The sequence below is a fragment of the Shewanella sp. SM69 genome, assembly GCF_025653985.1.
In the GTDB taxonomy this organism is placed as follows: domain Bacteria; phylum Pseudomonadota; class Gammaproteobacteria; order Enterobacterales; family Shewanellaceae; genus Shewanella; species Shewanella oncorhynchi.
The window spans coordinates 1-13834 of the sequence record NZ_JAKKRV010000004.1; the positions used below are offsets into that span (position 1 = coordinate 1).

A 13834-nucleotide genomic window follows, 5' to 3' on the forward strand; every position below is an offset into this window, starting at 1 on the left:
TGCTATGACAATTGATTTGATGATGAGACAGTCAGACTGATCTACTGAAAACCTTAGCTCGCCATAGGCTCATAATGAAGCCGCAAGGATGATAAGGACAGTAGAAGCAGATATCCATCAGGGCCAGAGGCATACCTCAATAACAGGCCGAATATATGGGTGCAATGAACTCTTCTCATAATCGCTATCGAATGTCTTGCAAACCGGATGGGTCCATATATGGCGAGCTAGCTTTCGCAGGTGCAGGGATGCATCCTTCGGAAGCGATAGCAAATTTGACAATGAGCACAAGGGGCTTTCAACTCCGTTAGGGGCGTCATGGAGCATCCAAGGAGGATAGGACGAGCAGTCCTCCTTGGTCGGGTGTGGGGTGAAGCCCCACGACTTTGACTTTTCTTTTAAAAAGAATCGAAATCTCAAACTAAATTTGTGACATAAAAAAGCCCTGCAAGGTTAACCATTGCAGGGCTTTATTCATCTAGCGCGCTACTAATATCATTAGCAGCGAAACCAAGTTAGCTATTCAGATCTTGAAAGAACTTCTTCACGCCATCGAAAAAGCCCTCAGCCTTTGGGCTGTGCTTCTTTGACTCACCGGTTAAGGTAGCTTCAAATTCGCGTAACAGTTCTTTTTGACGATCGTTTAAGTTAACTGGGGTTTCCATAACCACTTTGCAGAGCAAGTCGCCTACCGCATGGCTGCGAACCGACTTGACGCCTTTGCCACGTAAACGGAACATACGGCCCGTTTGCGTTTCGGCTGGGATCTTCAGGCTGACTTTACCATCCAGTGTTGGCACTTCAATCTCACCGCCTAGGGCCGCTTTACTGAAGGATATCGGCACTTCGCAGTAAAGGTTGTTGCCATCACGGACGAAAATCGCATGCTCACGCACGCTGACCTGAACGTATAAATCCCCTGGAGGCGCGCCAAACTCACCCGCTTCGCCTTCACCCGCTAAACGAATACGGTCGCCCGTATCGACGCCTGCTGGGATTTTAACCGATAAGGTTTTACTCTTTTCAACACGGCCATCGCCATGACACTTAGTGCAAGGATCTTTGATGATCTTGCCGCGGCCATGACAGGTTGGACAAGGCTGCTGCACCGCAAAGAAACCTTGGCGCATTTGGACTTGGCCTTGACCATGACAGGTGCCACAAGTGGTTGCAGAGGTGCCTTTTTTAGCGCCGCTGCCTTCACATAGATCGCAAGTCGCCAGTGTTGGGATACGCAGTTCTTTGGTTAAACCTTTAACGGCTTCTTCCAGTGATAACTCTAGGTTGTAACGTAAATCTGAGCCGCGGGCCGCTTGGCGTTGACCACCACCACGACGTCCAGCGCCGAAAATATCGCCAAAGACATCACCGAAAATATCACCGAAATCGCCTTGACCACCACCGTAACCACCGCCACCGCGATTAGGATCCACACCCGCATGACCAAATTGGTCATAGGCCGCTTTTTTGTCGGCGTCGGTTAGGATCTCGTAGGCTTCTTTAATTTCTTTAAAGTTAGCTTCTGCGGTTTTGTCGCCTGGGTTGCGATCTGGGTGAAATTTCATGGCCAGACGTTTGTAGGCCTTTTTAATTTCACGTTCGCTGGTGTCACGACTGACACCTAATACTTCGTAATAATCTCGCTTTGACATAATCTCATGCTTCTCAGCTGGTGTTGAACAAACGGGCGTTAGGGTTGCCCCGTAACGCCCGCCTAGAAATTAACGCTTTGAAATCAATCTATTTGATTGAAAACAAGTCATTATTTCTTGTCGTCTTTCACTTCTTCGAATTCAGCATCGACAACGTCATCGGCAGCAGCGTTAGCCTGTTTGCCCGCGTCGGCATTGTCGCCGCCTTGAGCTTGAGACTTAGCTTGAGCGATTTCCATCAGCTTAGCAGATGCTTCGATCAAGTTTTGAGTTGCCTTTTCAATGGCTTCTTTGTCATTGCCTTTGCTGGCAGTGTCAACAGCGGCCATAGCAGCTTGGATTTTCTCTTTATCTTCGCTTGGCAATGCATCACCCGCTTCTTCCACTTGTTTCTTAGTCGCGTGGACTAAGCCATCAGCTTGGTTGCGTGCTTGCACTAACTCTTCAAACTTCTTGTCTTCATCTGCGTGAGCTTCGGCATCACGTACCATTTGTGCCACTTCTTCTTCGCTTAAGCCAGAAGAGGCTTTAATGGTGATGTTTTGTTTCTTGCCGGTTTTCTTGTCTGTCGCAGACACATGCAGAATACCGTCGGCATCGATGTCGAACATCACTTCAATTTGTGGCTGGCCACGTGGAGCTGGCTCAATACCGTCTAAGTTGAACTGGCCTAATGACTTGTTCGCGCTCGCTTGCTTACGCTCACCTTGCAGTACGTGAATCGTCACTGCGTTTTGGTTGTCATCGGCTGTTGAGAACACTTGCTGCGCCTTAGTAGGAATAGTAGTGTTCTTTTCAATCAACTTAGTCATCACGCTGCCCATGGTTTCGATACCCAGAGACAGTGGTGTTACGTCTAACAGTAATACGTCTTTCACGTCGCCTGACAGTACGCCTGCTTGAATAGCAGCACCTACGGCTACCGCTTCGTCTGGGTTCACGTCTTTACGAGGTTCTTTGCCGAAGAAGTTTGTCACTGCTTCTTGAACCTTAGGCATACGTGTTTGACCACCCACTAGAATCACTTCGTTGATGTCTGTTACAGATAAATCTGCATCAGCCAAGGCAACTTTTAGTGGCTCTAATGTACGGATAATCAAGTCTTCAACCAGTGATTCCAATTTTGCACGAGTGATTTTAATCACTAAATGCTTAGGACCTGTTGCGTCTGCCGTGATGTATGGCAGGTTCACTTCAGTGTGGTTGGTGCTTGAAAGTTCAATTTTCGCTTTTTCTGCTGCTTCTTTCAGACGTTGCATTGCTAATGGATCTTTACGCAGATCTAAGCCTTGCTCTTTCTTGAATTCGTCAGCTAAGTAGTTGATCAAACGGTTGTCAAAGTCTTCACCACCTAAGTGGGTGTCACCGTTGGTTGCCAACACTTCAAATGTTTGGTCGCCATCGTTGCTGTCGATTTCGATGATAGAGATATCGAATGTACCACCACCTAAATCGTATACTGCAACAATGTTGTCGCCTTGTTTCTTATCGATACCGTAGGCTAATGCTGCAGCCGTTGGTTCGTTGATAATACGTTTAACATCAAGACCTGCGATACGACCCGCATCTTTAGTCGCTTGACGTTGTGAATCGTTAAAGTAAGCAGGAACAGTAATAACCGCTTCTGTTACTTCTTCACCTAAAAAGTCTTCTGCGGTTTTCTTCATCTTTTTCAAGATTTCTGCAGAAACTTGTGGTGGAGCCATCTTGTTGCCACGCGATTCAACCCATGCATCACCGTTGTCGGCTGCAATGATTTTGAATGGCATGATATTCACGTCACGTTGGACTTCGTCATCTTTAAAGCGACGACCAATCAAACGCTTAATCGCGAAGAATGTGTTAGTCGGGTTAGTCACAGCTTGACGTTTTGCTGGCGAACCGACAATGGTTTCATCATCTGTATAAGCGATGATTGACGGGGTTGTGCGATCGCCTTCAGCGTTTTCTAACACACGTGCTTTGCCACCATCGAGGACAGCTACACAAGAGTTTGTTGTGCCTAAGTCGATACCAATAATTTTACCCATGAGGTCCTCCGAAAAATTTCATTCAATCTAAATTTGTTTAGTTGGTTTTGATATGGGGCTAGACGGTTTAAATATCAAGTCCATCGTTGGCCACCTTCTCTGCCTTGATACCTATATTGGGACAGGGAATTTAATTACAAGGGCGAACAAAAAAATTTTCTGATTTATCTTTCTCGCATCTACAGCGGGATAAAATATCCAATCACATAAAATAGTCTTGCTTATCAACCAAAGCTGTTATTCAATCTGCCCACATTTGGCGGATGTTTATCCTAGTAAGGTAGCAGAGTGAAGTCTTCGAATTTAGCGTACGTGTATGGCATGGCGGCGGTCTTTCTCTGGTCGACAGTGGCCACGGCCTTTAAGATTGCCTTGAGTTACTACACACCGCTGCAACTGGTGTTTGTTGCCGTGCTCACGTCGATTGTTGCCCTTGGCGGTATCCTGGCTTGGCAAAAAAAGCTTTCCTTACTCAAGCAACAGTTTTTACGCCGCCCCATGTTTTATCTGGTGACTGGACTCATCAATCCCTTCCTTTACTATGTCGTGCTATTTAAAGCGTATTCCTTACTGCCAGCGCAGCAAGCGTTGTCACTTAATTACACTTGGGCGGTATTACTGCCGTTACTGGCCGCGCCTTTGTTAAAGCAACATTTGCGTAAGAGCGACATTGCTGCCGCGCTGATTGCCTACACTGGTGTGTTTATCATTGCCACCGGCGGCGATATCAGCGGCTTTAGTTTTGATAGCCCACTCGGTATCGGTCTTGCTCTCACCAGCACCTTACTCTGGTGCCTATATTGGATCGTCAACACTAAAGATCAAGGCGATCCTGTGGTTAGTTTATTATTGAGTTTTCTTATCGGCTTACCTTTTATTGCCATCACCTTAGTGCTGACAGATACCCTGCCTAGTTTTAGTCTTAAGGCGATATTTGCAGGTATGTATGTGGGCTTGTTTGAGATGGGCATTACCTTTGTGCTCTGGTTAATGGCGCTGAAAACCGCCACTCGCACTGCGAACATTAGCACTATGGTGTTTTTATCCCCTGTGATGTCGATTGGTTTTATCGCGTGGATTTTGCAAGAAACGATTGCGATGGCAACCTATCTCGGCCTAGCCTTTATTTTATCAGGGATGATGTTGCAGCAACTTCTGCCCCGTTATTTAGAGCGTAAAAACAAGATAAGCACAAAGCTAGCGGAATAATCGTTGAGTAGCAGCCTTAAATAATGTTAGCTCACGGCAATGAGCCAATTAAAAGAGCTGGCTAACATTTTAAGCCAAGATTAAGCGCTAATATCCCCCGTTTTGTGAAGGAGTATAAAATGACCCCGGCCGTCCGATTGGCTAAAAAAGCCAAGATCGCGTTTGATATCTTAGAGTACAGCCACGATCCACACTGCGCCGCCTACGGCGAAGAAGCCGCTAACACCTTAGGGCTCGAACCCGCACAAGTGTTTAAAACCCTTTTAGTTGCCATCGACAAAGCCCATGCGCCGATTGCCGTCGCGCTAGTGCCCGTCGATCATCAGCTTAATCTAAAAGCCGTAGCTAAATGCTTAAGACAAAAGAAACTACAAATGGCCGATGCCGACCTAGCACAAAAATCCTCAGGCTATCTGGTTGGCGGTATTAGTCCCTTAGCGCAGAAGAAACAATTGCCAACCTTGATTGATGCCAGCGCTCAAGGCTTCGACAGGATTTATGTCAGCGCGGGCAGACGCGGTTTAGAGATAAGCTTAGCGGCCACAGACTTAGCCCTGCTTTGCAAAGGCGAATTTGCCGATATAAAGACGCTTTAAGCTATCCAGGCCACATTAAGCACAAGTCATTCAACGTTAAGTAAACAATTCACTCCACTTTAAGTCGTACACACTCATGTTGGATAAATGGTGAACAAGGCTCAAACGACAACAAACTGCCAGCGTACTGAGTCTAAAGTGGAAAGCGTTTGATAAAGCCGAGATATCCGTCTATAAATTGTACTGAGGTACAAATCGACTAAGGATAGTCAGATGGAAAAATCAACCCAATGGAATCCAGAAAATAGCATCAGCCCTATCAGTTGGTGCGCCATGCTACTCTGCATCGCCTTATTTATTTATGAGCATTTCTGGGGAAACAGTTTTACCACTATGGTAGTCATGCTCTATTGCAGTTTTATGCTGCCTTCGGTTTTACTCACTCGCAGAGTACAAGAAAAGTACTTTATTTATACCTTGGAATACATCAAGGCCTTTCGTAAATTCACTGTCGTTATGTCAACGATATTTTTATGTATCTGGTTACTTGCCACTTATACCCCGCTCGCCATAAGCAGCTAAACTTGTTAGCCAAACACATTGATGTCGCTATTCAGTTGGATACCGCAAACAAAAAAGCCGTCAACGTAGTAAGTTAACGGCTTTGGGTTTATCGGTATTTACCGCTAAACACGACTAGTGTAATCACCCCAAGCTAACCACTTATATGTGGTTAATGCCTCAAGCCCCATTGGACCGCGGGCGTGCAGTTTTTGCGTGCTCACCGCCACTTCAGCGCCAAGACCAAACTGACCGCCATCGGTAAAACGAGTACTGGCATTCACATACACGGCGGCTGAGTTCACTTCATTCATAAAGTGTGCCGCTGCATTAATATCATCGGTCAAAATGGCCTCCGAATGGCCGCTAGAATACTGGCGAATATGGCTAACGGCGGCATCGATATCGCTCACGACTTTGATACCTAAGGTTAACGACAGCCATTCAATGCCAAAATCCTCAGACTTAGCAAGCGTCACATCGAACCCTAAACCATCCAGTAGACTAAAACTTGTATCACAAACTGAAAAGCGCACGCCTAGACGATGCAGATACTCGGCAATTTGCGGTACAAAGGTACTCGCCACGCGCTCATCCACCAGCAAGGTATCAAGCGCATTGCACACAGTTGGACGCTGCACTTTGGCATTAGCGATTACGCCTAATGCACGCTCAAGGTCGGCATTTTTATCGACATACAAGTGGCAAATACCAATGCCGCCTAAAATCACTGGAATCGTCGCTTGCTCGGCACATAAGCGCTGCAATGCTTGACCGCCGCGCGGCACTATCATGTCGACATATTGATCGAGCTTAAGTAAACCTGTCACTAGGGCTCTGTCTGAAGAATCAATAAATTGCACCACATCTATGGGCAAACCTTGGGCGACAATCGCGCCGCGGATCACTTCGCTGATAAGCTTATTCGATTCAAGGGTTTCTTTACCGCCACGGAGGATCACCGCATTACCCGTTTTAAGGGCAAGTACCGCGATATCGACAGTCACATTCGGGCGCGCCTCGTAGATAACCCCAATCACGCCCAGCGGTACGCGGCGACGAGTCAACCTTAAACCGTTATCTAATAACTTGCTGCCAAACTCTTCGCCCACGGGATCAGCAAGGCGGATCACATCGCTGATATCACCGATAATGCCCGCTAAACGCGCATCATCGAGCAACAGTCTGTCGATCATCGCCTCCGTTAATCCATCGTTCTTAGCGGCGGCAACGTCTTTAGCATTAGCCGCTAAAATGGCGGCGGAGTTTGCCGTCAGCGCATCGGCAATAGCTTCGAGTAAGTCAGCCTTTTGGCTCGCCGTTAAATTGGCTAAAGCATAACTGGCCTGTTTGGCATTTTGGCCAAGTTGCTGTAAATACTGATCTTGATTCATTTGACTCAAAACAGACCTCGCTTATAAGACAACCATGTCGTTGCGGTGCACTATTGCGTCACCATAATCGTAACCGAGTACAGACTCGATCTCGTCGGAATGCTTACCCGCAATCAAACTCAGGGCTTGGCCACAGTATCGTGTCATCCCTTTAGCAATCACTTTACCTTGTTGATCAACTAATTGTAGCGTCGCACCACGTTCAAACTGACCTTTAACGCCTACGATACCTTTAGACAATAGACTGCGGCCTTTGTCAGTCACGGCTTTGACCGCACCCGCATCAAGCACTAAAGAACCTTGAGTCGCAGGTCCCGCTAGAATCCACTGTTTGCGGCTTTCGAGCGGGTTTTCGATGGCACTAAAGTGAGTACCGACGGACTCTTTGGCGACCACTTTTTTGATCACATCAGGGTGATGGCCAGAGGCGATAACCACTTCGATGCCAGCACGGCGAGCAATATCCGCCGCTTCCAATTTAGTCGACATACCACCCGTGCCTAAACCCGATACAGAACCGCCCGCCAGCATACGCAGACTATCGTCAATCTTCACCACCTGTGAAATTAACTTAGCGTTCGGGTTAGTGCGTGGATCCGCATCGAATAAGCCCTTTTGATCCGTCAGTAAAATCAATAAGTCAGCATCGCATAAGAGTGCTGCGCGCGCCGATAAATTGTCGTTATCGCCCACTTTGATCTCATTGGTGGCAACGGCATCGTTTTCATTGATGATCGGCACAATATTATTGGCCAACAATGCATTGAGCGTGTCGCGGGCGTTAAGGTAACGCTCCCTATCCTGCAAATCGGCACGGGTCAGCAGCAATTGGCCCACATGCAGCCCATAAATACTAAAGAGTTGTGCCCAAGCGAGGATCAACTGACTTTGCCCGACAGCGGCTAACAATTGCTTATTGGCCATAGTGTCGGGCAGCGTCGGGTATTGGAGATGTTCACGCCCAGCGGCAATTGCCCCTGAGGTGCATAATACGACTTCGACCCCTGACTTCATCAGTGCGGCCATTTGACGAGCAAGCTCAACCATGTGGGCTTTATCTAGCTGTTTACTGCCAGAGGTCAGCACACTCGTCCCTAACTTCACTACCACGCGGCGATACGCAATCTCACTTAAGTTCATTATTCATTTGTAACAAAATAACCGAACAATCCTTATACCTAATCCGCTGAGTAATTGGTAGCAAGGAGTTATTAACTCGAGATAAATTTTCGTTTTTGCTTAGAATCGCGCATTAAAAAGGGCCATCGATTAGATGGCCCTCAAAAAATGTAAACAATCTACGCTGCGAGTTTTTACTGTGCAGGTGAATTAATCGACAGCATCAACCATAGACAAACTTAGCTACAAACAATGCGGCTAATACTAAAATGCCCACATTAAGATCGCTAAAGCGACCTGTGAGTAATTTGATTGCTGCATATGAGATTATCCCAAAGGCAATGCCCGTCGCGATAGAAAACGTTAGCGGCATTAATATACACACAACCACCACAGGCGCGGCTTCAGTCAAATCTTCCCATTCGACATGCACCAGTCCCGACATCATCAAAATCGCTACATAAAACAGTGTACCCGCAGTCGCATAAGCCGGGATCATCACCGCCAATGGCGATAAAAATAACGCAGCAATGAAGAGTAATCCCACCACAACGGCCGTTAAACCAGTACGACCACCTGCGCTCACACCCGCGGTGCTTTCGATATAACTTGTCGTGGTGGAAGTGCCAAAAGCCGCCCCCGCAATCGTTGCTAAACTGTCAGCGGTTAAGGCACGATTCAGACGTGGTAAACGGCCTTTATCATCGAGAAAACCACCGCGCTGTGCAACCGCCACTAAGGTGCCAGAGGTATCGAAGAGATCCACAAATAAGAAGGCAAAAACGACTGATAGCATAGTTACTTCAAATACTTGGGATAAATCCATCTTCATAAATGTAGGTGCGATTGAAGGGGGCATTGATACAATGCCCTGATACTGCACATCACCAAACACTAATCCTAGGCCAGTGATAATCAGAATGCTGGCAATCACCGCCGACTTCATTCCCCGCTGCACCATAGCAATAATGAGGAAAAAGCCCAGCACAGCCATAACCGCCGGAAATGCCGTGATATCGCCAAGTGTCACTAGCGTAGCAGGACTTGCCACCACAATACCGGCGCTCTTAAGGCCAATCAGTGCAAGGAACAAACCAATACCTGCAGCAATACCGATACGTAACGACATGGGAATACTATTTACAATCCATTCTCGAATACGCACTAAGGACAAGATTAAAAAGCAAATTCCCGACAGGAACACTGCGCCTAACGCAGTCTCCCAGCTGTAACCCATTTCACCCACGACTGTGTAGGTAAAAAAGGCATTAAGTCCCATACCTGGAGCAAGCGCAATGGGATAATTCGCCATCAGACCCATAACCAAACAGCCGACAGCCGCCGCCAAACAGGTCGCCACAAATACAGCACCATGGTCCATGCCCGCATCGGCTAACATCATTGGGTTCACAAAAATGATGTAGGCCATAGTCATAAATGTTGTCAAACCTGCGACCGCTTCCTGCTTGAGGCTCGTTTGATTTTGTTTCAGTTTGAACAGTTTTTCTAACATGGAACAAGGTTCCTTTTTATTTTAAGTATGTAGGGTATTTAGATGTGAACACTATGTAACGTGATGACATTTGCAGCCGATTATAGGGAGTTTAGGCTGGTCAGGCCAGAAAATTGGCAAAGGAGTAACGAAGAGAAAATGCTCAAATATCTATGCAAACGAATGCAATATCCTCGGGTGAGACTCGCGTTGAAGGTTAAGCATAAAAAATGAACATATTATGAACAAGATGATTCACTCGTTAGCGACCAATGCTGATTTGTAGCCATAAACAGCCCACATAAAGAGTAACAAGGATATATACAGCAGAAATAACTAAATTCAATTTCCACAGACTCAACCAAAAACTCCCTTTAAAATAGGTACGTAGCCTTACTTCTGATTTGCATAATGTTAAAGAAGAAGGTACCAACATTAACGCAGAACAGCCAAAGGTTGGTAATACCATAAAAATCATGCCTAAACCCGCAGCCCCAGCAGAAGCTTCAGATGTTTGACCGTCAATAGATGCTAGCGTTATATATCCCAAAATGACGCCTGCAATGGCAAGAATAAAACCTAATAGTTGAAGAGTTCTCAAATTCGTCCTTGGTAACAAACAGCGTTTAAATTGACTTATCGTAAAATCCTATCAGCTCAGCGATTTCGCTTAGATGGGTATCGACCCAAGCGCTGCTGATTGGCCCCCAGGTGACTATGCGGTAATAACCTGAATTGTTACGGCTGCCTTCCTGCACAAACTCGACTCGAATACCTATATCCTCAAAAGCTGCGATAGCATCCTGTAAAGTTCGGCGAGGCATTCCGGTTAACTTATTGAGTGATAATAGATTATGGCGGTCATCATCCATTAAATGCGCCAAATATAACTTACGCAGAAACGCCTTATTTTGCTTTGAAACCTGTTGGGATGCTGGCATTGAAAGTGACATAGGATGACCTGTCTAGAAACAAAAGTAATTATCATCAAAACTACTTTATATTCAGTCAATAAGGCAATAGCCAATACTAAATACTTACGGTTCGCGACAAGATCATCAGATAACAAATCTGCACTTAAATCAAACGAAACGACTTGTCATCCTCCCCCAACAACTGTTATTTCTAATATCACTCAACACCTATGAAGAAAGGCTAAAATGAGCCAGACAATCACAGCAGACCAAATACTGACATTTTGGTTTGAAGACATTGACCCAAAGCTCTGGTGGATTAAAGATGTTGAATTTGATACCCAGATCAAACAGCGCTTCGAAGGTGTACTACTTCAAGCTAAACGGGGAGAGCTTTCACATTGGCGAATCACGCCTCAAGGTCGATTAGCTGAGATCATAGTGCTCGATCAATTCTCCCGTAATATTTACCGCGATACGCCTGCCGCATTCGAAGCCGATGCGATAGCCCTAGTGCTCGCCCAAGAGGCCGTTGCCCAACGGGTCGATACAGCACTAAAATCCAAACAAGTCCCTTTTCTATTTATGCCCTATATGCACAGCGAATCGGCAACCATTCACCAAGTAGCAGTAAAACTGTTTAATCGCGAAGCTGCGATAACAAACCTAACGTTTGAACTGCGCCATAAAGCGATTATCGACAGGTTTGGCCGCTATCCACATAGAAATATTATCTTAGGCAGGGAGTCTACGGCGGAAGAAATTGCTTTTCTCACTGAACCGGGCTCATCCTTTTGAGCTTGTCATAGGTTAAAGCGTTAATGTGTATTTGATAAATAAAGCCGTGCTGAGTTCACAGACACACTACACTTACTCAAGAAAGTCATGGAATGACTTGGCGAGTATCAAACACAGTTGCAAGTGTATACCGCGGAGGTGTTGGTAACTTATGGCGCATAAACTCAATAAGCCAAATAGCTCAGTGGCTCGTCGTAACCGCTATAAATTGATGGGGTTACTCATCCTATGCGGCGCTCAGCTCGGCCAAGCGGCTGAAATTAAGATAGGCGTCAGCCTGTCTATCCCGCCCTATGTCATCCAAGCAACAAATAGCGGGATCGAACTAGAATTACTTAACCAAGCCCTCGCCGTTAAAGGCCATACAGCTTCTATCCACTACTTACCACTGGCGCGCACTTTCCATGAACTCAGGGAGGGTAAACTCGATGGCATCATCAACATCAAAGAAGGAATGATTAACAACGTTTTTTATTCCAACGTTGCGATAACCTACCAAAACTGCGCCATCAGCCTCGAAAGTAATCATTTTAACATCAATAGCATAAACGATTTAAACAACAAACAAGTCGTCGCCTTTCAACGTGCATCATCGTTACTGGGGGAAGAGTTTGCCAACATGGTTAAGACCAATAGCGGCTACCAAGAACAAGCGAGGCAAGTGCAGCAGGTTTATATGCTGATGAAGCGCAGGGCCGATGTCGTTGTGATGGATAAAAATATTTTCAAATACTACTTAAAGCAGGCCTATCTTGAGGGCAAACTCACTGAGAAAGACTTAAAACAACAGGCGATTTGCCACCAAATATTCCCACCTACAGAATACAAGTTCGCGTTTCTCAGTGAACAAATTCGGGATGATTTTAATGCGGGACTCAAACAAATTACCCAAGATGGTAGCTTAGTGGCTCTGCAGGAAAAGTATCGACGCCTGATGTCATTTGACAATGAAGCCGAGGCGTCGACTAAGTTAACAGAACCTAAAATGATCAAAAATGATTCCTACTAAACTTATCCCATAGTGTTATTTCACCACCAACACAGGGCACTTAGCATACTTAACAATATCCTGTGTAACGTGGGGTTTTAAAAAGTCAGCTAAACCGCTGCTACCATGACTAGCGATAACCACCATGCCCACATCAACGGCTTCCGCTAAAATCTCATCAATAGCATCACCATGGCGCACGACTAACTTAATATTGAGCCCTTCGGTAAGGTTCTGCTGCATTTCCTGCTGCAAACTGTGCATTTTTGCATCAACGAAAGCTTTAAGTTCATTTTCCAATGTAGCGGGAATATCGACCGCAATACCATAACAATGGGCGCCACGGGCAGGGCTAGTCACATGTAACAACCGAATATCGACGTGATAAACATTTGCCATTTCGACCGCATATTTTAACGCATGGGCCGCTGTGGATGAAAAATCCGTAGGGCATAACACTTCTTGAGTACGCATAAGCTTATCCATCATTTGAGTTTTTAATTAAGCTAATTATTAAGGCCAAAATACCACTATTTTATAGCAGTTTGCTATGCTTCTTGCGTACCCATTTCAATTAATTATTCTTTATCAATCAAAAAGAAAGGACGCTATAAGCGCCCTTTGGATTTATAGAGTCAAAGCCAGTTACTTAACCACAAGCACAGGACAAGCTGCACCATTCGCCACCGCTTCTGAGACATTGGTGTGTAAAAAATGCGAAATCCCAGTTCGGCCATGGCTAGCAATTACTACCATGCCAATGTCTTTACTGTTGGCCTCTTCTAAAATTTGATAGACAGGATCGCCACGGCGGATCAAGGTAGTGATAGGAAGCTCAGTATTCAATCCATCCAATAGTGCTCGCATTTTAGTTGCCGCCGCTTCCTCCATGCTTTTAGCAAGCTCTTCAGGGGTAATAGATAGAATCATAAAGTTTTCATCACCGATCGGCTGTTCAACCACATGTAAGATTTTTAGCCCTACATGGTATAGATTAGCCATTTCAATGGCATAACTCAGTGCATGGGCCGCAGTTTCCGAAAAATCTGTGGGCCAGAGTATTTGACCTGTACGCATAATTTGTACTCCTTCTATGGCGCGAATGGATTGCTGGGTGAATCTTTACGGTGCTGCTATAACG

14 protein-coding genes are annotated in these 13834 nt (G+C 45.8%); 5 read left to right on the forward strand and 9 right to left on the reverse strand.

Going from position 1 to position 13834, the window contains the following annotated elements; all coding sequences use genetic code 11:
- Positions 1–515: 515 nt before the first annotated feature.
- On the reverse strand, positions 516–1652 hold the full coding sequence (gene dnaJ, locus L5M37_RS07465; protein WP_263199971.1) for a molecular chaperone DnaJ: 1137 nt from the start codon (positions 1650–1652) through the stop codon (positions 516–518).
- A 110-nt stretch (positions 1653–1762) separates the two neighbouring features.
- Positions 1763–3682: a molecular chaperone DnaK gene (gene dnaK / locus L5M37_RS07470; RefSeq protein WP_105251655.1), complete on the reverse strand. Its 1920-nt coding sequence runs from the start codon at positions 3680–3682 to the stop codon at positions 1763–1765.
- A 288-nt stretch (positions 3683–3970) separates the two neighbouring features.
- On the opposite strand from dnaK, the gene L5M37_RS07475 reads away from it, so the two are divergent.
- The 3 genes from L5M37_RS07475 (at position 3971) to L5M37_RS07485 (ending at position 6009) form a co-directional block, all read left to right on the forward strand.
- Complete coding sequence (locus tag L5M37_RS07475) at positions 3971–4891, forward strand: DMT family transporter (RefSeq protein WP_263199972.1); 921 nt, start codon at positions 3971–3973, stop codon at positions 4889–4891.
- Between the two features lie 119 nt (positions 4892–5010).
- Positions 5011–5487, forward strand: coding sequence for a Cys-tRNA(Pro) deacylase (gene ybaK / locus L5M37_RS07480; protein WP_028759489.1), 477 nt, complete (start codon positions 5011–5013; stop codon positions 5485–5487).
- A gap of 213 nt (positions 5488–5700) precedes the next feature.
- Positions 5701–6009, forward strand: coding sequence for a hypothetical protein (locus L5M37_RS07485; protein WP_263199974.1), 309 nt, complete (start codon positions 5701–5703; stop codon positions 6007–6009).
- A 104-nt stretch (positions 6010–6113) separates the two neighbouring features.
- On the opposite strand, the gene L5M37_RS07490 is transcribed toward L5M37_RS07485, so the two are convergent.
- The 5 genes from L5M37_RS07490 to L5M37_RS07510 all read right to left on the reverse strand — a co-directional run bounded on the left by L5M37_RS07490 (position 6114) and on the right by L5M37_RS07510 (position 10946).
- Entirely contained in the window at positions 6114–7391 is a 1278-nt protein-coding gene (locus L5M37_RS07490; protein WP_263199976.1) for a glutamate-5-semialdehyde dehydrogenase, read from the reverse strand.
- Positions 7392–7403: 12 nt separating this feature from the next.
- Positions 7404–8522: a glutamate 5-kinase gene (gene proB / locus L5M37_RS07495; protein WP_105251651.1), complete on the reverse strand. Its 1119-nt coding sequence runs from the start codon at positions 8520–8522 to the stop codon at positions 7404–7406.
- A 202-nt stretch (positions 8523–8724) separates the two neighbouring features.
- Positions 8725–10014 (reverse strand): NCS2 family permease, encoded by a 1290-nt coding sequence (locus L5M37_RS07500; RefSeq protein ID WP_263199978.1) that lies wholly within the window; start codon positions 10012–10014, stop codon positions 8725–8727.
- Positions 10015–10255: 241 nt separating this feature from the next.
- Positions 10256–10594 (reverse strand): carbon starvation protein CstA, encoded by a 339-nt coding sequence (locus tag L5M37_RS07505; protein ID WP_198571788.1) that lies wholly within the window; start codon positions 10592–10594, stop codon positions 10256–10258.
- 25 nt (positions 10595–10619) lie between these two features.
- Positions 10620–10946, reverse strand: coding sequence for a winged helix-turn-helix domain-containing protein (locus L5M37_RS07510; protein WP_113941178.1), 327 nt, complete (start codon positions 10944–10946; stop codon positions 10620–10622).
- 207 nt (positions 10947–11153) lie between these two features.
- Here L5M37_RS07510 and L5M37_RS07515 point away from each other — a divergent pair, with 207 nt between their 5' ends.
- Together L5M37_RS07515 and L5M37_RS07520 are read left to right on the forward strand one after the other, a co-directional pair.
- Positions 11154–11705 (forward strand): DUF924 family protein, encoded by a 552-nt coding sequence (locus L5M37_RS07515; protein WP_198571790.1) that lies wholly within the window; start codon positions 11154–11156, stop codon positions 11703–11705.
- Between the two features lie 151 nt (positions 11706–11856).
- Positions 11857–12714, forward strand: a complete 858-nt coding sequence (locus L5M37_RS07520) for a substrate-binding periplasmic protein (protein WP_263199980.1) — start codon at positions 11857–11859, stop codon at positions 12712–12714.
- 15 nt (positions 12715–12729) lie between these two features.
- On the opposite strand, the gene L5M37_RS07525 is transcribed toward L5M37_RS07520, so the two are convergent.
- Positions 12730–13167, reverse strand: a complete 438-nt coding sequence (locus L5M37_RS07525; RefSeq protein ID WP_263199981.1) for a universal stress protein — start codon at positions 13165–13167, stop codon at positions 12730–12732.
- A 171-nt stretch (positions 13168–13338) separates the two neighbouring features.
- On the reverse strand, positions 13339–13770 hold the full coding sequence (locus L5M37_RS07530; RefSeq protein WP_028761700.1) for a universal stress protein: 432 nt from the start codon (positions 13768–13770) through the stop codon (positions 13339–13341).
- Positions 13771–13834: the final 64 nt, after the last annotated feature.